Raw genomic sequence first — 25636 nt, forward strand, 5'->3', positions numbered from 1 at the left:
TGAGTTAACCGATTAAACGGCTGGTCATCAGCCAGGTAGCCAGCGTTCCCGCCAACAGAAATCCCGCTGCGTAGGCTAGCGCCCCCCGGCGAAAACCTCTGCTAAGGTGGGTCTGTTCCGCACTGCTGACGATAAAGGGCAGGCCGCTGTGTTCCGGCTGGCTCAACAAATGATCGGGTGGTGCGCCTGCCACCGCCGCCTGTTGCTCGCGCGCTTTTCCCAGAGCGGCTTCCCGAACGAGTTGCCATTCTCTCAGGTCAAGTTCTCCATCACGGTTGTGATCAAATTTCGTCAACAATGCCGGAAAATCCGTCTTCCAGTTTCTCAGGATATCACCGGCCAGCTGATCTGCCGACAATGTTCTCTGGCCCGTACTATCCGTCGTGAAATGCCCCAGCGTATAAAGTGGGTCGCCCTCCATAATCAGATATTCTGTGTAGCGATATCGGCTGCCAAATGAAATCACACGATTGAGACTGAAAAAGCCGTTATTGAGCTGCGCGGGTTTCGGGATGCCAATCGGGCGGCGGGTATTGCCATACCAGACCTGGCGGTGTCGGGTGCTGATATCGCCACCCGCCGGATCTACCCGGCAAATACCGGTGGTGTCCTGCAGATAAAAAGGTCGACTCGAGGCGCGCTTCTCAACGGTACTCCAGCGGCTGGATCTGCCGGTACGCTGATATTTCTCGATGGTGTAGCGCCACCAAAGACACAGGGTACTACTCAATGGTGCCAATTGCGGATGGCCCTGTCGGGTGGCCACGCCAATCAGCTCCGTGTAACCCTGGCTGGCAGAGCGGATTTTTGAGGTGGGCATGTCTTCCACCAGCCGGGCCCGTTTCAGCAGGTGATAGCTTTTCCACAAACTGAACAGCGAAACAGCGATGGCCAGTGTTAACCACAGGGCAAACTTCCCTGTGGAGAGATTTGCCACGCATTCGGCACAAAACAGGCTGTTAATGGTCACGCGGTATCAGCCACGCACCAGTAAGGCCTTGCGGGGGCAGTAGTGGGCCACCACATCACGAATGGAACAGTCCCTTGATGTCGACATCGGCAATCTGTGCTTCGCTGAATCGCAGCAGGTCGTGTGGACCAAACTTGAAGAAACCGGCAATCAGCCTGTCCGGAAACTGTTCGATGCGGATATTATTCTGATTGACTACTTCGTTGTAGAGTTCGCGGCGGTCGGCGATAGCGTTTTCCAGATCGGAGATCCGCACCTGCAAATGACGGAATGACTCATTGGCTTTCAGCTCCGGATAGTTTTCTGCCAACGCAAACAGTTGGCCCAGACCCTTGCGCAGGGCCGTTTCGGCAATGCCAAGTGCCTGCATGTCACCACCCTGTGCCGCAGCCGATACCTGGTTGCGGGCGTTGATGACCTGCTCCAGTGTGGTCTGCTCGTACTGCATGTACTGTTTGCAGGTGTCCACCAACTTCGGCAACTCCTCGAAGCGCTGTTTCAACAGCACGTCAATATTTGACCAGGCCTGCGCCACCCGATGCTTCAAAGCCACCAGGTTGTTGTAGATAACAATGCCGTAGCCGATGCCCAGTATCAGCAAGCCGAGCACAATAAAACTGAATATACCCATGACATTCACCTGTTTTAAAAGGGTCTGTAGCGGAAGGCTTTGAGAATAGGGGCTTTGGCCATTGGCGGCAACAAAACCTGAGCAAAACATCTGTGATGATTCGCGATGCCGGTAAGCGGGCATCTGGAATTATCGCAGTAGAGGGTTGCAGAGCTGCACACCCGGTATTGGTGTGAAGCCCTGCAAATTGCATGGGGCGGGGTCAGGTTTTCAGGCGCTTGTATTTCAGTCGTCTGGGTTGGGCATCCTGGCCTTTGCGCTTGATAAGATCCTCGTGGTATTCGGTGTAGTCGCCCTCGAAGAACACCACTTCGCTGTCGCCTTCGTAGGCCAGAATATGTGTGGCTACCCGGTCGAGGAACCAGCGATCGTGAGAGATCACCAGCACGCAGCCGGGAAAGTTCTGAATCGCCTCCTCCAGAGCCCGCAGGGTTTCGATATCGAGGTCATTTGAAGGCTCATCGAGCAGCAGCACGTTGGCACCCTGTTTCAGGGTATCCGCCAGATGCAGACGGCCGCGCTCCCCGCCGGACAGTTCGCCGACCCGCTTTTGCTGGTCGCTACCCTTAAAATTGAAGCGGCCCAGATAGGCCCGCGAAGGCACCTGATAATTGCCGATCTGCAGGATGTCCTGCCCGTCGGAAATGGCCTCCCAGACGGTTTTTTTGTCATCCAGGTTTTCCCGGCTCTGTTCCACAAAGGCAAGGTTCACTGTATCGCCCAGTGTGATGGAGCCGCTGTCGGGTTGCTCTGTGCCAGCGATCATCCGGAACAGAGTGGATTTACCGGCACCATTGCCACCGACGATACCCACAATTGCGCCCTTCGGAATACTGAGGGTCAGGTTGTCGATCAGCAGTTGGTCGCCAAAACGCTTGCAGACATTTTCCAGCTCGATGACCTTGTCGCCGAGTCGGGGCCCCGGCGGAATATAGATCTCGTTGGTTTCGTTGCGTGTCTGGAATTCCTGGGAGCTCATCTCCTCGAAGCGGGATAAACGGGCCTTGTTCTTGGCATGGCGGCCTTTCGGGTTCTGTCTCACCCATTCCAACTCATTCTTGATGGTGCGCTGGCGGGCGTCCTCCTGCTTCTGTTCAGTTTCCAGCCGTTTTTCCTTGGCCTCCAGCCAGGTGGTGTAATTGCCTTCGTAGGGAATGCCGTGGCCGCGGTCCAGCTCCAGAATCCAGCCCGCCACATTGTCGAGGAAGTAGCGGTCATGGGTCACAGCCACCACCGTGCCGGAAAATTCCTCGAGAAATTTTTCCAGCCAGAATACCGATTCGGCATCCAGGTGGTTGGTGGGCTCATCCAGCAGTAGCATATCGGGCTTTGACAGCAGCAGGCGACACAGGGCCACCCGGCGTTTTTCACCGCCGGACAGCTTGCTGACATCGGCATCCCAGGGCGGCAGGCGCAGGGCGTCGGCAGCCACTTCCAGAGTGTGGTTCAGATTATGGGCGTCCCAGGTCTCGATAATGTTTTCCAGCTCGCCCTGGCGTTTGGCCAGCTTGTCGAAATCCGCATCCGGTTCGGCATAGGCGGCGTACAGTTCGTCCAGTGCGTTCAGAGCGTCCACCGCTTCCCGTACACCGTCTTCCACGTTGCCGCGCACATCCTTGGCGGGGTCCAGTTGCGGCTCCTGTGGCAGGTAGCCCACCTTGATACCGGGCATCGGGCGCGCTTCCCCCTGAATGTCGGTGTCGAGTCCGGCCATGATTTTCAGCAGGGTGGATTTGCCTGAACCATTAAGGCCGAGTACGCCGATCTTGGCGCCCGGGAAAAAGGACAGGGAGATATCCTTGAGAATCTGGCGTTTGGGCGGAACAACTTTGCCCACCCGGTTCATGGTGTATACATATTGGGCCATGGAATACTTGCCTGAGTTTTTGTTAAAAGAATGGTGCCTGTCAGTACTGACCGGGGTGTTATACCCGGCAGGGGCGGGGCTGTTTATGTCTCCTGTGAAGAAACAGCGAACAGGCCATATCAAGTGTGTGGATTGTAGCGGAAACTGAAACGGGTCAGAAGCACCCCGCCGGGTTCTTACTGTGGGGACCCTGCCTGCCGGGTACTCAATATTCTGTCACTACGCGATTGCGCCCCGACTTTTTTGCCTCATACATTGTCTTGTCGGCAATCTCAATGGACGCTTCAACGGGCCGGGATGGGTCGAGCATGGCCACACCCAGTGACGCAGTGACCTGCAGAATGTTATCGAAGCCGTCGGGCTGAATTCGCTGGGCGGCGACGGCATGACACATCCGCTCGGCCACTTCCCGCGCTTCCTCCGGCGTTGTGCCAGGCATGCAAAGAAGGAACTCCTCTCCTCCATAGCGGTATATCCGGTCGTATGGCCGGAGAATGGTCTGCAGGCATTGCACCGTTGAGATGAGCACTTTGTCGCCGGCAAGATGACCGTATTCGTCATTGACCCGCTTGAAGTGGTCGAGGTCCAGCATCGTCAGGGCGCAGTGCTGCCCCCTTCTTTGACTCAAAGCATGTTGTTCGCGAAGCCAGGGTAGCAGGCCGGCTCTGTTTTGTGCCCCGGTGAGGGGGTCCTGATTTTGGATGACCTCTGAAAGTTCAAGTCGCAACGACTGAATCTCCAGCCGCATTTTGTCCAGGGCATTTTCGAATTGATCCAGCTGGCTGGTGGCAACAGGTTTATTGTCAGAGACGAGTTGGAGCAGGGTTCGTGCATAGACGTGCATTTTTTCGTGGGCATCGCCGAGTGAAACAAAGGCCGGATGCTCTCGGAGTAGAGCTGTAGAGACGTTTTCATACCACTGACCAAAGCGACAGTGCTGGTGCGCATCCGGTCTCAGGTCTGCCGGTTCCGCCGGTACCCTTGAAATGAGGATACGCAGCAGGCTTTTGTACCATTGCTCGTGGCTGAAAATCGCCTGATCCAATTCCGCGATGGCCGACTGCAATTCCTGCATGGTAAAAGAGGACATGACGTGAGCTCATTCAGTGGTTGATGGTTCATGTGGTCTAATTCACCTGGATTGACGTCAATCCATCGACCCCAAAATTGTTGTTCACTCTAGACGAAACGGCTGCTGTGTGCGAGTCACCGGGGTTCGGCTATTGCCGGGACATGGCGTGAAAATATGGAAGTTTTGGGTCAGGACATTTAGGCTCAGGGCCATTGGTCGTTGCCCGGCCTGCCGGTTTCGACTACAAAGAACATAGGATGCCGGTGTGGGCATGGGGCACACCACCTGTAAACGCAATGCTGAGGTAACTCCCGCCATGGGTAGAAAAACGAAAGAGACAGATCGATGAAGGCGTCGATTGACCCTGTGGGGGATGGCGTCCAGCTCAGTGATATTGACCCGGATCGGGCGCTCAGGGACAAGGGCGAATATAAACACCTGCTGGGCAAATTGCAGGAAAAGATGCTGCAAATCCAGCTGGCCTATTACACCCAGGGTCGACGGGCGGTGATCGTGCTCGAGGGGGTGGACTGTGCTGGCAAGGGCGGCATTATCCGTCGACTCACTCAACCCCTGGATGTGCGGGGAGTGCAGGTCTGGCCGATCGGTGCTCCCAGTGCTGAGGAGTCCGGGCAGCACTATCTGCAACGTTTTTGGCAGCGACTGCCCTCGTCGGGCTCCATTGCGATTTTCGATCGCTCCTGGTACGGCCGGGTGCTGGTGGAGCGTGTCGAAGGGTACTGCAGTAAATCTGCCTGGCAGCGTGCCTATGCCGAGATCAATGACTTTGAACGGATGCTTCACGACGATGGCGTACCGGTCGTCAAACTGTTGCCGGTGATTACCAAAGTTGAGCAAATGCGGCGTTTTGAAGAACGCCTGCGCAATCCGCGAAAACACTGGAAAATTACCAGCGAAGATATTCGTAACTGGCACCGCTGGGATGACTACCAGCAGGCATTCCAGGAAATGCTTGAAAAAACATCGACGGAGTTTTCCCCCTGGCACCTGATTCCCGGCAATCGAAAATGGTTCGCCCGTGTCGAGGCCCTGAAAGTGGTCACTGAGGTGCTGGCCAGGGGAGTCGATATTTCAGTGCCGCTGTTGGAGCCGGAACTGATGCAGGAAGCCCTGGAAATGTTGCGTCGGGAGTTAAAGGATTCGTAACCATTCGCAATCGGTGCTTTCACCCTGGTTGCCAGTGTCGGATGCCAACTATCGGGAGGGGGCGAATAAAGTGATTGCTGCCCCGATACATCAAGGCTGAAAAGAGGTGGCATTCGCCTTGGCTGTCTACGTGCATTCAGCCAGTAACCTCCCGGCTTTTTGTGGCGAGATGGGCTCGTTGACCAGAACTTCGTTGCCCGACCAGGGTTTGCCATCCATGGAGATGGCCGCCAGAACACCCTGAATTGCGGTAATTTTCTTGTCCATGGGTTCCCGAAAGATATAGAACATTTCCTCGGAGTGGTTTAGCCCGCGCAGATGCACATAGATAAACCGGTCTTTTACCCTGATAGCACCTTTATATTTGAAGGGGTTTTCATGATTGAGCTCCTCGATTGTCACGCCGATAGAGCCGTTTAACTTTCGTGCAATTTTCCACCGGTGGGAAACGAGCTTGCCGGCATCTGTGGTGGCATAGCGGTATGAATAGAATTCACCCTTGTAAGCGAGCCGGATGAACGTCTGGTTTTCGATAAATGTCAGGAGTTTGTCGACGGCGTAACTGATCAGGCCGCCAATGAGCGCCCCGGCAAGAAGTGTGCTCCAGTCCATGGTTATACTCTCTCTTTGGGAATTCGAACCTGTTTACACAGGCTCGAACAGTCAGCTGGATGATTACTTCCTGATTTTAATTTTGGCGGGTTGCCTTGCCATCGGAATTACCTCCTTTTGTGATATTCCTCGGTCGATTTTGCTGGATGCTGGTAGCGACATCAACGGAAATCTGTTTTCCCATCCTGTCTCAGGTGTTAGAACCAGTCAGGCTTTCTTAATGATGCTGACAATATATAACAAAATAACAGCGCCAATGGTGGCCATAATAATCGAGCCTAATAAGCCGCCAGTGGTTATACCTAGCAAACCGAACAAAAATCCACCAAGTACGGCACCGATAATTCCCACAATAATGTTGGCTACGACGCCAAATCCACTTCCCTTTACGATGTTGCCAGCAAGCCAACCGGCCAGTGCGCCAACGGCTAAGAAGATGATTAAGCTGATGATATCCATGTTGACTCCTGTATTAATTTTTAATGAAAAGGTATAGACCAACCACAAAACTGGCAGCACCAGCAATGTAGAGCGTCATGACCTTATCCGTCTCCGATCCTGTAACGGCCTGGGTTATTTCCGAGCCGATGGACTCCGACAGTTGATACCCCCAGAGTGCCAGCCCGGCGCCCACAACCAGAAGGATAAGGCCGATTATTTTTATTGTGCTTGCTGATCCCATTGCCATATTAAATACCTCACTGTTGAATGAAATGTTGGTCGTGAAAACGCTAACGCTTCAGTAACCGGCACGGAACAGTTGCTGCTTTTTAGTGCCCGGTGCCGAACACACAAAGTCATACTGGTTATAGTTCAGTTTGATCATCGGTAGAGCCCTGAGCTTTTGAACGTTGCCCGAATACACGAACGATGACATAGGCAATTAAGGCGAATACAAAAAATACGAGCAGCATCCATGCAATGGATTGCAATGACTCGATAATGGTTCGGTAGATCTCCAGCACCCAGCGATCAGAGGTCAACGCAGGTGGGGTGAAATGTTCCGTTGGCTCTCGCAGGAAGTTCTCAAGGTAGTGAATGCGAACACCGCCGGAGATGCCTACCACATAGACGGCAAATTTCAGATAGGTAGTCCAGGCATAGGCGATATCGTTGGCAACTATTCGCTCAAGTATCCCTTTGATAGGCCTTGCAAATAATTTTGAAACGACGAAACATACCACCAGTGAAACCGCAAATGTGATGCCCAATAACGATAAAAACATTTTACTCTCCCCTAGCGCTATAGGCTGTCAATGCCAAGTCAGGCTGCAACCTCGCCCTGACAGTATAGTGGTTGGAGGTCGCGATCCAGTGTTGGTATCAATAATTATAGATAGGCAGCCAATGGCCGGTATTTTTTGCCGGAAGAGAATTCACAGTTCGCATCACCATTTGGGGCAGGGTGTCGGTCAGCTTTGGGGCGGTTATGCCTGGCCCCGTACCGGTTTATCGAATCCCAGATTGCCGAGTTCGATGCCCCGGCGGAAGTCGCGCATATGTTTTTCCATCCACTCTTCTGCTTTTTCCTGATCACCCGCGCAGATGGCATCGTAGACATGTTGATGGGCTACCAGGATACGTTCACCCGGTGACAGGGCGCGAATCACGGCACCCCAGGCGGGGTAGAACAGTTCGTTGAGGGGTGCGCGGGCCAGCAGCAGGGCGCTGTTGTGGGTGGCTTCGGCCACCAGGTTGTGAAATTCGATTTCCACTTCCAGCAGGACGTCGTGGTCGTCCATCACCTGTGCGGTGCGCGCCAGGTTGTCCGCCAGCAACTGTTTTTCTTCTTGGGTGGCAGACAGGCACGCCAGTTTGCCCGCCAGGGGTTCCAGCCCCATGGCCACCTGCCACAGTTCTTCGAAGGTCACCCGATGCATCAGCATGGCGGCGCTGACGGAGCGACCGATGGCCTCGGTACCGGGTCTCGTCACTACCAGCCGCTTGCGGTCTGCGCGCCCCAGAATGCCGACGTGCTCCAGCAGTCGGATCGCTTCCCTCACGGTGGAGCGGGTGACGCCGAATTGTTCGGCCAGATCGGTTTCGGTGGGGAGCAGTTCTCCCGCCTCAATATCGCCGGAAATAATGGCGTGGCGGATTTTCTCACTGACCAGTCGGTAGGCAGGTTGATGGGCCAGGGGGCCAAAGTTGACGGGTTGAGCCATGATGGATGATCCGTTGCCGGCGGTCTGTTAATAGTGGCAGAAGGATAGCAGAATTTTCTAAATTGACATATTGTCGGACAATATGTCAGCATCGATTCATTCGGCTGATGTTCGATACTGAATACCTATGATTAAAAGGCTGTGAACCTGACAGGCAGAGGGTGCTCTCCCTGTTCTGCGTATCCGGTCTTGTAAAGGAGGTGACTGTGACAGAAGCAATGCGTGATAACCCTGCGCGCCCGGAGGTCGAGACCACGCCGTTGCGGATTGTGACGGCCACGTCACTGTTCGACGGTCACGATGCCGCCATCAATGTGATGCGCCGGTTGATTCAGGGCGGCGGCGTCGAGGTGGTGCATCTCGGCCATAATCGCAGTGTCGACGAGGTGGTGCGGGCGGCGATTCAGGAGGATGCCGATGCCATTGCCATCAGCTCCTATCAGGGCGGCCACATGGAGTATTTCCGCTACATACTGGAATTGTTGCGCGACAATAATGCCTCACACATTCAGGTATTCGGTGGGGGTGGCGGCACCATAACACAAGACGAGATTGCCCAGCTCGAAGCTGAAGGTGTCAACCGTATCTATCACCCGGCTGACGGGATGAAGCTGGGCCTGACCGGCATGATTGACGATCTGGTGGCCCGAGCCCATCAAGCCCGCCGTCCCGGCCCCTGTCCAAAGCAGCCCTCGCCGGATGATGACGTTGCGGTGGCGCAGATGATCTCTGCTATCGAGGAAGGGGCCATTGCCCCGGCTGAACTGGCGCGGCTGACAAAGAGCTGGCAACTGGCCGCCGGCAAAACCCCCGTGGTGGGTGTGACCGGCACCGGTGGTGCGGGAAAAAGCAGTACCGTGGATGAGCTGCTGAGCCGTTTTCTGTTGCAGCGCCCCGGCATGCGCATCGCCGTGCTGGCGGTGGATCCGACCCGCCGCCGCACCGGGGGTGCACTGCTCGGCGATCGTATTCGCATGAACAGCCTGTCCTCACCACAGATTTATATGCGCTCCATGGCGACCCGTCGCCAGCACCTGGCCACCAGTGAGATGCTCGGCGATGTCACCCTGTTCCTGAAATCCCTCGGCTACGATCTGGTGCTGGTGGAGACCGCCGGTATCGGCCAGAGCGATTCCGAGATTGTCGATCTGGTGGATTTCTCTCTCTATATCATGACCAGCGACTACGGCGCGGCGAGCCAGCTGGAAAAGATCGACATGATCGATTACGCCGACATGGTGATTCTCAACAAGTACGACAAGCGCGGTGCTGAGGATGCCTTGCGGGATATTCGCAAACAGTGGCAGCGCAATCACAATGCCTTTGCCGTGACTGCGGAGCAGATTCCGGTATACCCGACCATTGCCAGCCAGTTCAACGACCCCGGTCTGAACAGTGCCTTTTATCACCTGTGTCGCCTGCTGGTGGAAAAGAAGGCCCTGGATGAAAATCTCTGGGTGCCGCCCGCCGTTGATGGCGATATTGCATCGCGGTCCGTGGCGCTGATCCCTGGCAGTCGGGTGCGCTACCTGGCGGAAATCAGTGAGAGTGGCCGCCAGATCAAGGTGGACAATAACCACCAGGCAGAGCTTGCGGCCAGTGCGTTTCAGCATTATCAGGTATTGGCATCCCTGGGCGATCCGCTGTTACCTGAGCCGCTGGGGCTCTACTCGGCGGCGGCCATTAGTGACGGCGAGGCAGACAAGACGCTGTGTGCCCTGCGACGGGGTTATCAGGATGCCATCGGTGAGCTGAATGGCGAGTCGATCCGGCTGTTGCAGGAATGGCCCGCTCGCAAGAGCGGCGTGGAAGACGAACAATATTATTATCAGGTGCGCGGCCGGGATATCAGTGGCGACAACTATGTGGAATCCCTCAGCCATCTGAAGATTCCCAAAATTGCAGCGCCCCAGTACAAAAATTGGGGCGAACTGCTGGCCTTTCTGTTGTCAGAAAACCTGCCCGGCAGCTATCCCTATACGGCGGGGGTGTTTCCCTATCGTCGCGCCGGGGAGGACCCCACCCGGATGTTTGCCGGTGAGGGCACTCCGGAGCGCACCAACCGGCGTTTTCACTACCTGTCCCGTGGGCAATCCGCCACCCGACTGTCCACCGCCTTTGATTCAGTGACGCTCTATGGTGCCGACCCGAATCCGCGTCCGGATATCTGGGGGAAAGTAGGCAATTCCGGTGTGTCGGTGGCGACCCTGGACGACATGAAAAAACTCTATTCCGGTTTCGATCTCTGCTCGCCGTCTACCTCCGTCTCCATGACCATCAACGGTCCGGCACCGATCATTCTGGCGTTTTTCATGAATACCGCCATCGACCAGCAGGTGGAAAAATACCTGAAAGACAACAATCTCTGGGATGAGGCGCAGCAGACAATCGATGCCTGGTTTGGCGATGACCCGCGTCCACAGTATGCGGGTCAATTGCCGGAGGGCCACGATGGCCTGGGGTTGGCACTATTGGGCATTACCGGCGATCAACTGGTGGATGCCGAGACCTATGAGCGTATCCGTGACGAAACCCTGGCGTCAGTGCGCGGCACCGTGCAGGCTGATATTCTCAAGGAGGATCAGGCCCAGAATACCTGTATTTTTTCCACCAGTTTTGCCCTGACCATGATGGGCGACATGCAGGCTTTTTTCATCGAACACAATGTTCGCAACTATTACAGCGTGTCGGTGAGTGGGTATCACATTGCCGAGGCGGGGGCCAACCCGATCTCCCAGTTGGCGTTTACCCTGTCCAACGGGTTTACCCTGGTGGAATACTATCTGTCACGGGGCATGAAGGTGGATGACTTTGTGCCGAATTTCAGCTTCTTCTTTTCCAACGGTATGGACCCGGAATACACGGTGATGGGCCGGGTGGCGCGGCGCATCTGGGCGCGAGCTATGAAGGCCCGTTACGGTGCCAGCCCGCGCAGCCAGATGTTGAAGTATCACATCCAGACGTCAGGTCGCAGCCTGCACGCCCAGGAAATGAGTTTCAACGATATTCGCACCACGTTGCAGGCGCTTTACGCGATTTTCGACAACACCAACAGCCTGCACACCAACGCCTACGACGAGGCCATCACCACGCCCACCACCGAATCCGTGCGCCGGGCGGTGGCGATTCAATTGATCATCAACCGGGAGTTTGGCCTTAATATCTGCGAAAACCCCTGGCAGGGCTCATTTATTATTGATCAGCTGACAGATCTGGTCGAGGAGGCTGTCTACAGCGAATTTGAAAAAATCTCCGAGCGCGGTGGCGTATTGGGTGCCATGGATACTATGTACCAGCGCGGCAAGATTCAGGAAGAGAGCCTTTATTATGAACACCGCAAACACGACGGCTCTCTGCCGTTGATTGGGGTCAATACCTATTTGCCGGAAGCCGGTACAGAGGAAACCATTGAGGGCCGCGAACTGGCCCGCTCCGACGATGCCGAAAAGCAGCAGCAGGTGGATAATCTGAAGGCCTACCAGACACTGCACAGCGGACAATCCCCAGCCGCTCTGGGGAAGTTGCAGCGGGTAGTTCTGCAGCGGGAGAACTCCTTCAGCTGTCTGATGGAGACCGCCAAATGCTGCTCACTCGGGCAGATGAGTGGGGCTTTGTATCAGGTTGGCGGATTATATCGACGCAACATGTGAGCGGTTGGTATGGCCTCGCTGACGGGCATTTTGGCGATAAACTTTTATCCTGATTATTCGGCCGCACCGAGCCCTTTCGGCGGCTGTTTAACGGCGCTGAATCGTCACTAATTCCGTGTTTCTATTGCAATTTCCAAAAAGCCGCTTATTTGATCTTTAACCCCCAAATGGGCCACACTGGTCTCTGAAGTGCCTTTCCTTTGACCAGGTTTCACTGGTTATCAAGCGTCGTTAACTCACTTTTTTGATGAAAAAAAGGCACAGAAACAAGTGTTACCCGGAGGTTTATTATGTCAACAAAGAATCAGGAGAAAGGCTATGTTGCCTTGCTGGGCTGGTCGCTAAATGCTATTGACGCTGTGGACAGGATGGACAGGCGTTACGTGGTCATTGCTCCGCCGTGGGCGGAGGAATATGCAACCAAGCACAGTATTCCCTATATTCCCTGGAACTTTGAGCGGCTGAATGATCGCTCCATGGAAATTGCTCAGACTTTGCAGGATGAGGGTGTGGATGTCGCCATCCCGCTGTTCGAGGAAACAGTAGAATGGGCTGGTGCGATCAACGCGGTATTGATGAAAAACCCCCGCTTGATGGGACAGTCGTTGTTGTTTCGCGACAAGGCGCTGATGAAACGACGTGCGCAACTGGGTGGTATCCGTGTCGGTATTTTTGAAGAAGCCCATGACAAATCGGACGTTATTCATTTTCTTAAACGGGTCAATCAGGCCCTGCTCAAGCTGGATGGCGACCCCAATGACCCGATTCACCTGAAGGCTTTTGACAAGGCCGGCTGTCTCGGTCATCGGGTTGTCAGAACCCCCGATGATGTCCAAGCTATTCCTGAGGACGAGTTCCCGTTTTTGATGGAAAGCCATCTGGACGGCTGGGAATTCGCCGTGGAAGCGTGGATTCACGACCGTAAAATCCGTTTTCTGAATATTTCCGAATATGTCACCCTCGGTTACTCGGTGTTTGTGCCGGCCTCTCCCGAGCTGGAGAAATGGCGACCCCGTATTGAGGAAGAAATAGAAAAACTGATTGAAACATTTGATATTGATTTCGGTTTCATTCACCCGGAATATTTTGTCACCAAAGACGGTAAAATGTACTTTGGTGAGGTGGCTTATCGCCCGCCAGGCTTTAAAGTGTTTGAATTGCTTGAACGGGCTTATGGCTTTAACGCCTATCAGGGCATGGTACTGGCATTTGATCCACACACCACAGAAGAGGAAATTACGGCATTTTTCCCCAAAGAAGTGGTGGACGCCAAAGGCCATGCCGGGTGTTTCGGGGTCTATCCGCGCCGACGGGTAGTGAGTGAATTGCGTATCCCGGAAGAGACGGAACAACATGAGTACTTCGAGTTTCATGAGTTGCAGGCTCCGCAGGAAAACAAGGTGACCAAGCGCTCGGCATTTGGTACGCATTGGGGACTGGTATATTTCTTCGGCGCGGAGCCCTACAGGATGCGTGATTTGCTGAAGTATCAGGAAGAACTGGATTTTTATGTCTGAAGTTCACCCGGAAACGGGCCCTGTGGCCAGCTCCCCTGAGCTGGCTGACGTGATTGAAAACTCCCTGGAGCAGGCAGTTGGCCGGCTGGAGCGCAGTCGGGAGTTCGCCAAACCCGCGGCGACGCCGCAGGTGCTCGAGCTCTGTCGTCGGTTGATGATGCAGCCGGGGGGTATTGAGCGGCTCTATCTGTGGGCCCCCAGACTCGACCGCGCCGGGGTGTTTTTGGGCACCGACTGGCAGGACCCGAAAACGCTGCTGGCTAGTCTGGTGGCCAATACCTTCGAGCTGGGTGACCGGCAGACGCTTGTGATTGAATGTCTCAGTCAGTTGCGGGCGTTGTCAGTGGCCAATGGCAGTTATGTCCGGGCCGGATTTTCAGCAGAGCAGGCCCACCACTTCCTCTCCCAGGTACTGGCCCATAACCTGAGCAAAGTATTTTCTGCCGGTGTTTCCGAGGCGGAACGGCAGAGTCAGCCCGATATGACACGGGTGGTCAATGATTTGCTGCATTTTCTGGTGGAGCACGTCGGCTACGAGGATATTCTGGGCAACCTCACCGATGAAATCTGGCGTATTCTCGGCCAGCGACCGATCCAGGTCGGCCATGTCAAAGCCATGATCACCCAGATCGCGATTACGTTGGCCAGGGGCGATTACAGCCTCGGTGATGCCCGCCTCGGTGCAGACCGGTTGATCTCGGCATTGTTTGGGCCCACCAAGACCAGCCTGGATGATCTTGGAATACCCCACTATCGGGCGTATCTTGCCGCGATGGATTTCAATGCCCTCCAACAAGAAGCTCGCGGGTTTGCCCGGGCCATGCACGATGTGGGACTGGTCTCCGATTACCATGCGGCGTTTTTGCGCTGGCTGCTGGAAAATGAACGGGTTGAGTTGATACCCGATGCGCTGGGTCTGAGCAATACCGGGCTGGATTCACTGCAATGTTACAGCAGGCTGGTCTATCAGTTGATTGAAGAAGCCATCTATCCTGAAACCGCCCAGGCGGTTTACGGACTGGCCATGTTGCTGGAGCGCGGCGTCCTCTTCATTCCGCCGATTGGCCCCGGTCTTTGGCGGCAGATATCGCTCGATCTGTCCGAGAATGCCAACGCTGCGATCAGCGCTGCCTTTGGTCACGCGCTGCCCGCACGGGTCTTCTTGCTGGCCGGGACCATTTCCGTGCTTGGGCAACCCCTGGGTCTTGGGCAGGGCAACAACCCCACCTGTCAGTCGGTGCGGGCGATTTCCATGTGGTCGTTCAATGCCCCCGACTACCTGCTGCATCTGATTGATCAGGTTGGCCATTTTGATGGCATGTTGATGCACTTTGAAGGGGCGTCCATCAATTCCGCAGAGTTACCAGTGGATCTGACACGAGCTGTACCAATCGACAGCGATCCGGTTTCCAATTTGCTGGTGCCACACCTCGATCGTATTTATCTCCAGATGGGACGCCTCTGCGCCGACCGTGGTGAGGATCCGCATCGTTGGATCAATCCGGAGTTTCACGGCTGGTGGGTGGGTCGTGGTTTTAATATCGCCGTCGATGTGGCCACCGGTAAGCTGCACGACTACGATGGTTTTCTGCGCAATTTCTTTGCCTGTTATCACCCGCTCAATAATGGCAACCAGTTAGTGATTCACCCTCAGCCGGCGGGGTTGGCAGTGACCGACAGCTCAGCGCGGTTTGTGGGCTGGCATGCCATTACCATCCTGCGTGTGGCGCTCGATCAGTCGGGAGAAATGCGGGTTTATTTCTATAACCCGAATAATGACAGTGGGCAAAACTGGGGCAATGGCATCAAGGTTTCAACCCAGGACAATGGGGAGCGCTATGGTGAGTCCTCACTACTGTTCAATCAGTTGGCCTCCCGCCTGTATATTTTTCACGATGATCCTCTCACGTCCAATGCTGTCTGGGGTGTGGCAAAGGAGGAATTGCAAAATGTCAAAGAAATGGCCTTTTCAAGCTGGGCCGCTGACCGTATAACTTGATGGTTAAGGGCTGGCCGCTGGGTAGGGTGATATGTTGCCGGTGAGTCAATAGCGTTCAAAGCATTGTATTTAGCTTGGGAATCGCTGGTGGATTTGTGTACAATTCACGCTCTTTTTCCCCAGCCACCAGTGTGAGATCCATGTTCGATAAAGATATCAGCATTGCCAGTTTTGACCCCGAAATCTGGGCTGCCATTCAACACGAAGAGCAGCGTCAGGAAGAGCACCTCGAGCTGATTGCCTCCGAGAATTACACCAGTCCGGCCGTCATGGCCGCTCAGGGCACCAAGCTCACCAACAAGTACGCAGAGGGCTATCCCCACAAGCGCTACTACGGTGGTTGTGAATTTGTTGATCAGACCGAGGAGTTGGCCATTGAGCGAGTCAAGGTGCTATTTGGTGCCGGCTATGCCAATGTCCAGCCGCATTCCGGTTCTCAGGCCAACAGTGCGGTCTATCAGGCACTATGCATGCCGGGTGATACCATCCTCGGTATGAGTCTGGATGCCGGTGGGCATCTAACCCATGGTGCCAAACCGAATTTCTCGGGCAAAATTTACCATGCTGTGCAATATGGTCTCGATCCGGAAACCGGTCTGCTGGACTATCACCAGGTCGAGACACTGGCGCTGGAACACAAACCAAAAATGATTGTGGCCGGCTTCTCTGCTTATTCAGGGATACTGGATTGGGCTAAATTTCGCGATATTGCTGACAAGGTGGGCGCCTACTTGCTGGTGGATATGGCTCACGTGGCGGGTCTGGTGGCCGCAGGGGTTTATCCTAGTCCAGTTCCCTATGCTGATGTGGTGACGTCAACCACCCATAAAACCCTGCGGGGTCCCCGTGGCGGTATCATTCTGACCAACAGCGAAGAGTTGGCAAAAAAAATTAACTCGGCGGTATTCCCTGGTGGTCAGGGTGGCCCCCTGTGCCATGTGATTGCTGCCAAGGCGGTGTCTTTCAAGGAAGCGATGACCGAGGACTTTCGTGTCTACCAGCAGCAGGTGGTGAAAAATGCCAAGGCCATGGCTGCTGCCTTTATGGAACGCGGTATCCGGATTGTCTCCAAAGGCACTGAAAATCACCTGATGCTGGTGGATCTGATCGGCAAGGATTATACCGGGAAGGATGCGGACGAGGCTCTCGGCCGCGCCTTCATCACTGTCAACAAGAATGCTGTACCCAACGATCCCCGCTCACCATTTATAACCTCGGGGCTTCGGATTGGTACGCCGGCAATTACTACCCGTGGGTTTACCGAGAATGAGAGTATCCAGCTCACCCACTGGATCTGCGATGTGCTGGACAGCCTGGAAAACGGTACCGCTGAGCAGGTGATTCCACAGGTAAAAGAAAAGGTGCTGGAGATCTGTGCCAGATTCCCCGTGTATGGCTAAATGACCTCCGCCATCAGATAGTCAGAAAAGCCCTGCTCAAGCGGGGTTTTTTGTTTCTGATTGGGTTCTGATTGAAGGTGTCGTTTTGTCCCTGTGACCGGTTTTACAGAGCGGGTAGCAATGACAAGATGTGGTACCATTTGCGCCTGTTCGAATTCATTGGCAAAACCCATGCACTGTCCTTTCTGTAGCGCCGACGACACCAAGGTGATTGACTCCCGGCTGGTTGCCGAAGGCGATCAGGTACGCCGTCGACGCGAGTGCCTCTCCTGCAAGGAGCGCTTTACCACCTATGAGGTGGCAGAACTGCTCATGCCAAGAGTGATCAAGCGTGATGACGTGCGGGAGCCGTTTGACGAAGACAAGCTGAGGGCGGGGTTGTTGCGTGCGCTGGAAAAAAGGCCAGTAAGTATTGAGCGTATTGAAGCAGCCATTTCCCACATTCAGCACCAGATCCGCGCTACCGGGGAGCGTGAGGTGACGTCCCGAATGATTGGCGAGCAGGTGATGGAGCAGTTGCGCGAGCTCGATGAAGTGGCCTATGTCAGATTTGCCTCGGTCTATCGCAGTTTTCAGGATCTGAGTGAATTTCGTGCGGAACTTGATCGGCTGGAAAAAAATCTGCCTGATATTAAAGGTGCCTGAATCCGGTGAGCCGTCGTCTTGATTTGAGCCTGATGGCCAGAGCAGTGCAACTGGCGGGCCGGGGTCGCTACACTACGAAGCCCAATCCGGTGGTGGGTTGTGTCATCGCCAGCGGTGATCGGGTGATCGGGGAAGGCTGGCATGAGCGAGCCGGTGAGCCCCACGCGGAAATTCATGCTCTGAGTCAGGCAGGTGCCGCAGCCAAAGGTGCCACGGCGTATGTCACACTTGAGCCGTGCAGCCATCACGGCCGTACCCCGCCCTGTGTGGAAGCGCTGATTTTGGCGGGTATATCTCGGGTAGTGTATGCGATGGTGGACCCCAATCCCGAGGTTGCCGGTGCTGGTCTGGAAAAGCTTCGGCGTGCTGGTATCACTGTGGATGGCCCCGTGCTGGAGGATCAGGCACGGGAACTCAATCGGGGCTTTATCAAGCGTCACCAGCACGGCATGCCCTGGGTTACGGTTAAACTAGCCATGAGTATGGATGCGCGCACGGCTATGGCCAGTGGCGAAAGCCAGTGGATTACTGGTGTTGCAGCGCGCAGCGATGTGCAGCGTCTGCGGGCGCAAAGCTGTGCCATTATTACCGGTAGCGGTACGTTGTTGCACGATGATCCATCCCTCACCGTCCGGGCCGCCGAGCTGAGGCTTGATAATGCAGCCGAGATTGCCATGAGGCAACCGCTCAGAGTGGTGGTGTGTGGAAAAAGCCCCTTGCCCCCCGAGGCAGTCCTGCTAACCGACGGTGGCAGGACACTGCTGGTGACGGCGGTTGAAAAAAATATCCCCGGTGTGGCATCGGTCACTCTCGACAGGGGAGATGGCAGCGTAGATCTGGCAGCCCTGCTGCGACATCTCGCAGGGCTGGAATGCAATCGTGTGCTGGTGGAAGCCGGAGCGACGCTCGCTGGTGCGTTTGTCGGTCAGGGGCTGGTGGATGAGCTGATTGTTTACATGGCGCCGACATTACTTGGCAGTCTGGCGAGGCCTATGCTGGTGTTGCCTTTTGATAATATGGATCAGCAGTTGCCGTTGAAGATACGGGATGTCCGCATGGTGGGTGACGATTTGCGGATCACGTCGGAACCCTCGACACCGTCCCGGTAAAAGACGACAAATTGAGCTTGATCAACTGGTAATCGCGTGCTGGTGGGCGCAGGTGTTATGTTTACAGGCATTATTGAAGCAGTTGGCGAAATCGTGGCTTGTGAGCCCCGCAGTGGCGATCTGCGGTTGCGGGTTAAAACCTTTGGTCTTGATCTGGCTGGTATCAGCCTGGGTGACAGTATCGCCACCAACGGTGTTTGTCTGACCGTAATAGAATTGCCCGGCGACGGTTATGTCGCCGATGTGTCTTCGGAGACCCTGGCGAACACCACTATTGGTGACTGGCAAGCGGGAACGCCTGTCAATCTTGAGCGGGCATTGACGCCTTCGAGCCGCCTGGGAGGACACCTGGTTTCCGGTCATGTGGACGCGGTGGGAGAAGTGTTGAGCCGCCACCCCGATGCGCGGTCCGAGCGTTTTCGTCTGCGCGCCCCCGATTCGCTGGCAAAATACATTGCCCACAAGGGATCCATCACCGTTGATGGCACCAGCCTTACGGTAAATCGTGTGGAGGGCGCAGAGTTCGAGCTGAATATTGTTCCCCATACACTCGAGCATACGGTGATGGGTACCTACGTGCCCGGCAGCCGGGTCAACCTCGAAGTTGATTTGGTAGCTCGCTACTTGGAGCGGCTACTGTTGGGTGACAAGGCGGCAGAGGCCTAACCGAAATAGGACCGCGACAAACGGACAGTTAGAGAAGATTGAATTATGGCATTGAATACTATCGAAGAACTGGTTACCGATATCCGCCAGGGGAAAATGGTCATTCTCATGGACGACGAGGATCGTGAAAATGAAGGCGATCTGGTTATGGCGGCGACCATGGTTCGCCCGGAAGATATTAATTTTATGGCCACCCACGGCCGCGGACTGATCTGCCTGACACTCTCCGAGGATCGCTGTCGCCAGCTGAATTTGCCCTTGATGGTGGATGCCAACAAGGCGAGCCATGGCACTAATTTTACCGTATCCATTGAGGCGGCCGAGGGTGTTACCACCGGTATCTCTGCGGCTGACCGCGCCCGGACGGTGCAGGTGGCGGTGTCCAGTAATGCCAGGCCCCAGGATATTGTGCAACCGGGGCATATCTTTCCCCTCAAAGCCCAGCCGGGTGGCGTATTGAGTCGTGCGGGGCATACGGAGGCCGGTTGCGACCTGGCTCGCATGAGCGGCTTTGAACCGGCGGCCGTGATTGTCGAGATCATGAATGACGATGGCACCATGGCCCGGAGAGCTGATCTGGAAGCCTTTGCGGTCAAGCACCAGTTGAAAATCGGCACTATCGCCGATCTGATCCATTACCGGCTGGTGACCGAGAAAACCGTCAGCTGCATCAATGATCGCCCTATTGATACCCAGTACGGTCGGTTTGATCTGAAAACCTATCTCGACGTGGCTCGCAATGAAAAACATTTTGCACTGGTGATGGGTGATGTGACGTCGGGTGAGCCGCCGCTGGTTCGGGTGCATATCAATAAATCATCCCGCGACCTGTTTGCCATGGAGCCCGGTGATGGTTACCGGAGCTGGAGTCTGTCGCGTGCCATGGAGAAAGTCGCCGAGGAGGGTCGTGGCGTTGTCGTGTTCCTCTACTATCCGGAGACGGCGGATGATATTGATGCCAATGTTGATGAAATGCTCAGCCGTGAACCCTCCAGGCCCCAGCAGGCCAGTGAGGTGGTGTATCAGCAGGTTGGCACCGGCTCACAGATACTGATGGATCTCGGCATTCATAAAATGCGCCTGATGAGCGCGCCCTTCCGTTTCACCGGCATTTCCGGGTTTGATCTGGAAGTCGTCGAATATATCAATTGTGATTGATTCCCGCGGATCATTCAGCGGGGGCCTGGAGGCTGTTTTAACAGGCTGTAAACCTACTGGAAAAAGAACATGAGTGAATATCGCCCCGATGAGGGTAGTTTTAACGTGGAGGGTGCACGCATCGCTATTGTGGTGGCGCGCTGGAACAGCCAGATTACCGACAGCTTGTTGGCGGGCGCGCAGCGAGCCTTGTTGCGTCATGGTATTGATGAGCAGGCTATTGATCTGTTCCGGGTCCCCGGCGCCTTTGAGTTGCCGCTGACCTGCAGTCAAGTGGCAAAGACCCGCCGTTATGATGCCGTGGTTGCCCTGGGGTGTGTGATCCGTGGGGGTACACCCCATTTTGACTATGTGTGCAGCGAAACGACTCGTGGCATCGGGGAGGTCGCTCTGCAGGAGGGACTGCCCGTCGCTTTCGGTGTTTTGACAACCGATGATCTGGCGCAGGCGCAACAGCGCGCTGGTGATAATCAGGAAAATAAGGGAGAAGAAGCGGCACTGACCGCACTGGAAATGATCTCCCTTTTTCGTCAGCTTTAGGAGATTGTCTTGTCATTGCCCTCAACACGAAGAAAGGCCCGCCAGTTATTGGTTCAGGCACTGTATCAGTGGCAGCTCTCGGGTTCGGATTTACACAGTATCGAAGCGGAGTTTTTTGTCGACAATGATATGCGCAAGGTGGATACCGAGTTTTTTCGGGAACTGCTGCACGGTATTCCGCGTCATCTGGACGAACTGGATGCTGTTTACGGCAGTCACCTCGACCGTAAGAATACCGATCTGGATCCGGTATCCAGGGCGCTGCTGCGCATGGGTAGTTACGAACTGTGTTATCGCATTGATGTTCCCTACAAGGTGGCTATCAATGAGGCGGTCAATCTGGCCAAGACCTTTGGTCCAACCGATGCGTACAAATATATCAACGGCATCCTTGATAAAGTAGCTTTTGAACGCAGGGCGGTGGAAGTAAAAGCAGCCAGGGCGCGCTGATTCTCTTTCCATCATTCGGGACAGGGTGAACATGCCACTCAATGAATTTTCGCTGATCGAGCACTACTTTTCCGCCATCGGTCAGGCTGATGGGGTGATGCTAGGGGTTGGAGACGACGGCGCGCTACTGGATATTCCAGCAGGTCAGCACCTGGTTGTTTCGGTGGATACATTGGTCGCCGGCGTGCATTTCCCCCCGGATGCCGCCCCTGATGATATTGCCCGTCGCGCCTTGCGGGTTAACCTCAGCGATCTGGCGGCAATGGGGGCAACCCCCCGCTGGTTTACATTGGCACTGACGCTGCCCGGCGCTGATATGGATTGGCTGAAGGCATTTTCCCGGGCATTGGCGGTGGATGCAGAGCAGTTTGGCTGTGCTCTGGTCGGTGGTGATACCACTGCCGGGCCGCTGACTATTTCAATCCAGGTCATGGGTTTGGTGCCAAGGGGGCGGGCGCTGACCCGCGTTGGGGCCCGGGCAGGCGATTATGTTTTTGTCACGGGGACACTGGGTGAGGGAGCGGCAGCACTGCAACTGTTTGACCCCTCGGTTGAACTCGCTGGATCAGTCAGAGAGCGACTGAAAGAACGCTTTTATCAACCCATGCCCCGACTGCGGGAGGGGCTGGCATTGCGCGGCCTTGCATCGGCGGCACTGGATGTATCAGATGGTTTGTTGGCAGATCTCGGGCATATCGCTGAACAAAGCGCCCTCGGTGCCGATTTGGAGTTATCTGCGTTGCCGGTGGCACCCTGGTTGAAGAAGCTCGCCGATGCCGGGACAGTGCAGGACTGGGTGCTGTCCGGTGGTGACGACTATGAGCTCTGTTTTACGGTGCCGGCAGAAAATCTGGCCGCGATTGACGGTATGATAGTCGGGGGTGAATTGATCGCGACCTGTATTGGCCGGATGACCCCCAACACGGGAATCCGCTGTATCAATGGCAACGGCATGTCGGTGCAGGTTGAGCAGACGGGGTACCGGCACTTTTAGTCTTTTTTGGCCGCTCGTTTGATTGATGTTGGCCACTGGTTTTCAGGTGTAGTGAATGGATCGTCGACTGAACCCCTCTTTTGCACAGTTACTGAAAAACCCTGTGCATTTTCTGGCATTTGGCTTCGGCAGTGGGCTGGCTCCCAAGGGTCCGGGTACTGCCGGCACGCTGGTGGCCGTGCTAATCTGGCCGGCCCTGGCCACTCTGCCATTAACGCTCTATTTGTTGATCGTGGCACTGGCCGCGCTGCTGGGTTTTTATCTTTGTGGCAGGACGGCGCACGATCTTGGTGTCAAGGATCATCAGGGGATTGTCTGGGATGAGATGGTGGGCTACTGGCTGACCATGGCAGCACTCCCGGTGACCTGGGTCTGGGCGCTGGCCGGGTTCGTCCTGTTTCGTCTTTTTGATATCTGGAAGCCCTGGCCCATCTGTTGGCTTGATCGTCACGTGGATGGGGGTGCCGGTATCATGCTGGATGATTTGCTGGCCGGTGTGTTTGCCTGGCTCATACTGTTTGCTGTAGGGCAAATCTGGTTTTAGGTATCGAACAGGCGTGTTATAGCCGATACTGTTCAAGGTTTTCGGATAAGCGTGGGCAGGGATGAAACAAAAGTTCGCTGTAATCTTGCTGGGTGTGATAGGGCTGACCGGTTCTCTCCCGGGTTGGTCGATGCCGGAGATTCAGGTGAATGGGCTATTCGGTGGTAGTGCAGTGCTGGTCATCAATGGCAAACAGCACCTGCTCAAGCAGGGCCAGACCAGTCCGGAGGGCGTTACACTGCTGGAAAGTAATAGTCAGCAGGCGGTATTGCTTGTAGATGGCAAGCGATTGTCCCTCGGGCTTTCAGATCGCATCTCTGCCAGCTTTCACGCGGCGGAAAAGGCTGAGGTCAGAATCCCCCGGGCTGAAAATGGCCACTATTATGTCAGTGGCTATATCAATGGCCGCCCGGTCGATTTTATGGTGGACACCGGGGCCAGTGCGGTAGCCATGAATATGCACGATGCCCGGCGGCTGGGGGTGAACTTTCGCCGCGGCATTAAAGGTAATGCCAGCACAGCAGGTGGTATTGTGAATACCTATCACGTCGACCTCGATAAGCTGAGTATCGGCAATATCGCGGTCCATCAAGTTCGATCAACTGTTGTGATCGGTAACTTCCCGGCGCAGGTGTTGCTGGGTAACAGTTTTTTGAGTCAGATTGAAATGAGTGAAGAAGCCGGCGTTCTGGTGATGAGAAAAAAATATTAACTTTTCATGCTTCACTAAAAACCTGGCCGCCAAGCTTTACTCGGCGTCTATCCCGGCTAAAATACCCACCCGCCGAATTTCAGGAGTCGTTGGTGACCCTACGTTTTGTTGAAAGCTCCAAACTGCCCACTCGCTGGGGGGTGTTTGATATTCACGGCTTTGAAGACGTGAATAGCGATAAAGAGCACGTGGCCATTACCATGGGTGACGTCACCGGTGATCGACCTGTTATGTTGCGCGTTCACTCCGAGTGCCTTACCGGTGATGCACTTTTCAGCATCCGCTGTGACTGTGGTGCACAGTTGGAAGAGGCGATGCGGCGTATTGCCGCCGAAGGTCGCGGGGCCATTCTTTATCTTCGCCAGGAAGGGCGGGGTATAGGGCTGCTCAACAAAATCAGGGCATACCACCTTCAGGATGCCGGAGCCGACACCGTGGAAGCCAATGAGCAGCTCGGTTTTGGCGCTGATCTGCGCGATTACAGTATCTGTCAATCGATGCTCAGGCACCTGCAGATAACCAGAGTCAGACTGTTGACCAATAATCCCCGCAAGGTAGAAGCGCTTGAGAGTCTCGGGGTAGAAGTTGTGGAGCGGGTTGCGTTGCAGTCGGGCCGAAACCCCCACAATTTTCGTTATCTTGCGACAAAAGCTGGCAAGATGGGGCACCTGTTCGATGAGCAGAATGAAAATGAGGATGATCATTAATGCTGGCCAAGCGAATTATTCCCTGTCTCGACGTGGACAAGGGGCGAGTGGTTAAAGGGGTTAAATTTCTCGATATACGTGATGCCGGTGATCCGGTTGAAGTGGCTAAGCGCTACAACGAGGAAGGTGCCGACGAAATCACTTTTCTGGATATCACTGCGAGTCATGAAGAGCGGGACACGATGATTCAGACGGTGGAGCGGATGGCCAGCGAAGTATTTATCCCCCTGACGGTTGGTGGCGGTGTTCGCAGCCTTGAGGATATCCGTTCACTGCTGAATGCCGGGGCGGATAAAGTCAGCATCAATTCGACTGCCGTCAAAACTCCCGAATTCGTCCGGCAGGCGGCGGAGCGTTTTGGGTCGCAGTGCATTGTGGTCGCCATTGATGCCAAACAGGTGAGTGCCGACAACGAGCCGCTGCGCTGGGAGGTGTTTACCCATGGTGGCCGTATTGCTACCGGTATTGATGCGGTTGCCTGGGCCGAGCAAATGGCTTTCTTTGGTGCGGGAGAGATTCTTCTTACCAGCATGGATAGGGATGGTACTAAAAGCGGGTTTAACCTTCCCCTCACCAGGGCCATCAGTGATGCAGTCGATGTTCCTGTCATCGCCTCGGGTGGCGTAGGCAATCTGCAACATCTGGTCGATGGTGTCATTGAAGGAAAAGCCGACGCTGTATTGGCGGCAAGCATATTTCACTTTGGGGAATACACCATCAGGGAGGCCAAGGTGTATATGGCAGAACGGGGTATCGAAGTGCGTCTTTGACTTCGTGAGTCTCGGGGGCGGGCGGTTCTAGATGGCGTAACGTGTCCCGATTTTAAAAAACTGCAGTGTCTCCTCGTCTGCTTTCTTGGCAAATTCAATGTAGTCAGCTACGGCCTGAACAGCCCCTTCTTTGGAGTCAAACGGACCAACGGCCGCACCCTCGCGTGTGGCAAAGAACCAGAAATTGTGAAGTTTAAAAAAACGGTCACTTCTTATAAGTGGTTTTTGACTGCCATCTTCTGCTTTTCTTGGCGTTACCATGTGGTCTCCTGCAACTACTGGTATTATTTT

The 25636-nt window shown here is 55.0% G+C and carries 27 protein-coding genes; 16 read left to right on the forward strand and 11 right to left on the reverse strand.

Features of this window, described 5'->3' with window-relative positions; all coding sequences use genetic code 11:
• Window positions 1–4: 4 nt before the first annotated feature.
• The 4 genes from U740_RS04025 to U740_RS04040 form a co-directional block, all read right to left on the reverse strand.
• Window positions 5–970, reverse strand: a complete 966-nt coding sequence (locus U740_RS04025) for a GIDE domain-containing protein (protein ID WP_051921189.1) — start codon at window positions 968–970, stop codon at window positions 5–7.
• A gap of 55 nt (window positions 971–1025) precedes the next feature.
• A complete protein-coding gene (locus U740_RS04030; RefSeq protein ID WP_036859160.1) occupies window positions 1026–1601 on the reverse strand; it encodes a LemA family protein in 576 nt (191 codons plus the stop codon).
• A gap of 202 nt (window positions 1602–1803) precedes the next feature.
• Window positions 1804–3468, reverse strand: coding sequence for an energy-dependent translational throttle protein EttA (gene ettA / locus U740_RS04035; RefSeq protein WP_036859163.1), 1665 nt, complete (start codon window positions 3466–3468; stop codon window positions 1804–1806).
• 205 nt (window positions 3469–3673) lie between these two features.
• On the reverse strand, window positions 3674–4558 hold the full coding sequence (locus tag U740_RS04040) for a diguanylate cyclase (RefSeq protein ID WP_036859166.1): 885 nt from the start codon (window positions 4556–4558) through the stop codon (window positions 3674–3676).
• A 327-nt stretch (window positions 4559–4885) separates the two neighbouring features.
• Between U740_RS04040 and U740_RS04045 the strand changes: the two genes are divergently transcribed.
• Window positions 4886–5707, forward strand: a complete 822-nt coding sequence (locus tag U740_RS04045) for a polyphosphate kinase 2 family protein (protein WP_036859174.1) — start codon at window positions 4886–4888, stop codon at window positions 5705–5707.
• Window positions 5708–5833: 126 nt separating this feature from the next.
• On the opposite strand, the gene U740_RS04050 is transcribed toward U740_RS04045, so the two are convergent.
• The 5 genes from U740_RS04050 to U740_RS04070 all read right to left on the reverse strand — a co-directional run bounded on the left by U740_RS04050 (window position 5834) and on the right by U740_RS04070 (window position 8484).
• The gene (locus tag U740_RS04050; protein ID WP_036859176.1) at window positions 5834–6319 is read right to left on the reverse strand and encodes a hypothetical protein; all 486 of its coding nucleotides are present in this window, start codon (window positions 6317–6319) and stop codon (window positions 5834–5836) included.
• A 207-nt stretch (window positions 6320–6526) separates the two neighbouring features.
• A complete protein-coding gene (locus tag U740_RS04055) occupies window positions 6527–6778 on the reverse strand; it encodes a GlsB/YeaQ/YmgE family stress response membrane protein (RefSeq protein WP_036859178.1) in 252 nt (83 codons plus the stop codon).
• A 13-nt stretch (window positions 6779–6791) separates the two neighbouring features.
• On the reverse strand, window positions 6792–7007 hold the full coding sequence (locus U740_RS04060) for a DUF3185 family protein (RefSeq protein WP_051921190.1): 216 nt from the start codon (window positions 7005–7007) through the stop codon (window positions 6792–6794).
• A 118-nt stretch (window positions 7008–7125) separates the two neighbouring features.
• Complete coding sequence (locus U740_RS04065; protein WP_036859180.1) at window positions 7126–7545, reverse strand: hypothetical protein; 420 nt, start codon at window positions 7543–7545, stop codon at window positions 7126–7128.
• Between the two features lie 201 nt (window positions 7546–7746).
• Window positions 7747–8484, reverse strand: coding sequence for a FadR/GntR family transcriptional regulator (locus tag U740_RS04070; RefSeq protein WP_036859182.1), 738 nt, complete (start codon window positions 8482–8484; stop codon window positions 7747–7749).
• A 206-nt stretch (window positions 8485–8690) separates the two neighbouring features.
• Here U740_RS04070 and U740_RS04075 point away from each other — a divergent pair, with 206 nt between their 5' ends.
• The 4 genes from U740_RS04075 to glyA all read left to right on the forward strand — a co-directional run bounded on the left by U740_RS04075 (window position 8691) and on the right by glyA (window position 17050).
• Window positions 8691–12134 (forward strand): methylmalonyl-CoA mutase family protein, encoded by a 3444-nt coding sequence (locus U740_RS04075; protein WP_200877037.1) that lies wholly within the window; start codon window positions 8691–8693, stop codon window positions 12132–12134.
• Window positions 12135–12424: 290 nt separating this feature from the next.
• Entirely contained in the window at window positions 12425–13651 is a 1227-nt protein-coding gene (locus tag U740_RS04080) for an ATP-grasp domain-containing protein (RefSeq protein WP_036859188.1), read from the forward strand.
• Complete coding sequence (locus U740_RS04085; protein WP_036859190.1) at window positions 13644–15650, forward strand: hypothetical protein; 2007 nt, start codon at window positions 13644–13646, stop codon at window positions 15648–15650. The genes U740_RS04080 and U740_RS04085 overlap by 8 nt, the downstream gene beginning before the upstream one ends.
• Window positions 15651–15790: 140 nt before the next feature.
• Window positions 15791–17050 (forward strand): serine hydroxymethyltransferase, encoded by a 1260-nt coding sequence (glyA, locus tag U740_RS04090; protein ID WP_036861236.1) that lies wholly within the window; start codon window positions 15791–15793, stop codon window positions 17048–17050.
• Here the strand turns inward: glyA and U740_RS12185 are convergent.
• Window positions 17047–17223 (reverse strand): hypothetical protein, encoded by a 177-nt coding sequence (locus U740_RS12185; RefSeq protein ID WP_160172043.1) that lies wholly within the window; start codon window positions 17221–17223, stop codon window positions 17047–17049. The genes glyA and U740_RS12185 overlap by 4 nt on opposite strands.
• Here U740_RS12185 and nrdR point away from each other — a divergent pair.
• From nrdR to hisF, 11 genes are all read left to right on the forward strand, one after another.
• Window positions 17222–17695 (forward strand): transcriptional regulator NrdR, encoded by a 474-nt coding sequence (gene nrdR, locus U740_RS04095; RefSeq protein WP_036859192.1) that lies wholly within the window; start codon window positions 17222–17224, stop codon window positions 17693–17695. The two genes, U740_RS12185 and nrdR, sit on opposite strands and share 2 nt — an antisense overlap.
• A gap of 5 nt (window positions 17696–17700) precedes the next feature.
• Window positions 17701–18804 carry a bifunctional diaminohydroxyphosphoribosylaminopyrimidine deaminase/5-amino-6-(5-phosphoribosylamino)uracil reductase RibD gene (ribD, locus tag U740_RS04100; RefSeq protein ID WP_327078578.1) on the forward strand — a complete coding sequence of 368 codons (1104 nt, stop codon included), beginning with the start codon at window positions 17701–17703 and terminating at the stop codon, window positions 18802–18804.
• Window positions 18805–18861: 57 nt separating this feature from the next.
• Entirely contained in the window at window positions 18862–19470 is a 609-nt protein-coding gene (locus U740_RS04105; protein ID WP_036861239.1) for a riboflavin synthase, read from the forward strand.
• 45 nt (window positions 19471–19515) lie between these two features.
• Entirely contained in the window at window positions 19516–20628 is a 1113-nt protein-coding gene (ribBA, locus tag U740_RS04110; protein WP_036859194.1) for a bifunctional 3,4-dihydroxy-2-butanone-4-phosphate synthase/GTP cyclohydrolase II, read from the forward strand.
• A 69-nt stretch (window positions 20629–20697) separates the two neighbouring features.
• Window positions 20698–21168 (forward strand): 6,7-dimethyl-8-ribityllumazine synthase, encoded by a 471-nt coding sequence (gene ribH / locus U740_RS04115; protein WP_036859196.1) that lies wholly within the window; start codon window positions 20698–20700, stop codon window positions 21166–21168.
• 9 nt (window positions 21169–21177) lie between these two features.
• On the forward strand, window positions 21178–21618 hold the full coding sequence (gene nusB / locus U740_RS04120; RefSeq protein WP_036859199.1) for a transcription antitermination factor NusB: 441 nt from the start codon (window positions 21178–21180) through the stop codon (window positions 21616–21618).
• Between the two features lie 31 nt (window positions 21619–21649).
• Entirely contained in the window at window positions 21650–22612 is a 963-nt protein-coding gene (gene thiL / locus U740_RS04125) for a thiamine-phosphate kinase (RefSeq protein WP_036859200.1), read from the forward strand.
• A gap of 55 nt (window positions 22613–22667) precedes the next feature.
• Window positions 22668–23156, forward strand: a complete 489-nt coding sequence (locus tag U740_RS04130; protein ID WP_036859202.1) for a phosphatidylglycerophosphatase A family protein — start codon at window positions 22668–22670, stop codon at window positions 23154–23156.
• Between the two features lie 61 nt (window positions 23157–23217).
• Window positions 23218–23868, forward strand: a complete 651-nt coding sequence (locus U740_RS04135; protein WP_235189811.1) for a TIGR02281 family clan AA aspartic protease — start codon at window positions 23218–23220, stop codon at window positions 23866–23868.
• 92 nt (window positions 23869–23960) lie between these two features.
• A complete protein-coding gene (ribA, locus tag U740_RS04140; protein WP_036859204.1) occupies window positions 23961–24575 on the forward strand; it encodes a GTP cyclohydrolase II in 615 nt (204 codons plus the stop codon).
• On the forward strand, window positions 24575–25345 hold the full coding sequence (hisF, locus tag U740_RS04145; RefSeq protein ID WP_036859205.1) for an imidazole glycerol phosphate synthase subunit HisF: 771 nt from the start codon (window positions 24575–24577) through the stop codon (window positions 25343–25345). The genes ribA and hisF overlap by 1 nt, the downstream gene beginning before the upstream one ends.
• Before the next feature lie 27 nt (window positions 25346–25372).
• On the opposite strand, the gene U740_RS04150 is transcribed toward hisF, so the two are convergent.
• Window positions 25373–25606, reverse strand: coding sequence for a DUF6316 family protein (locus tag U740_RS04150; RefSeq protein ID WP_036859208.1), 234 nt, complete (start codon window positions 25604–25606; stop codon window positions 25373–25375).
• Between the last annotated feature and the right edge of the window lie 30 nt (window positions 25607–25636).

The sequence above is a fragment of the Porticoccus hydrocarbonoclasticus MCTG13d genome (assembly GCF_000744735.1).
Taxonomy (GTDB): domain Bacteria; phylum Pseudomonadota; class Gammaproteobacteria; order Pseudomonadales; family Porticoccaceae; genus Porticoccus; species Porticoccus hydrocarbonoclasticus.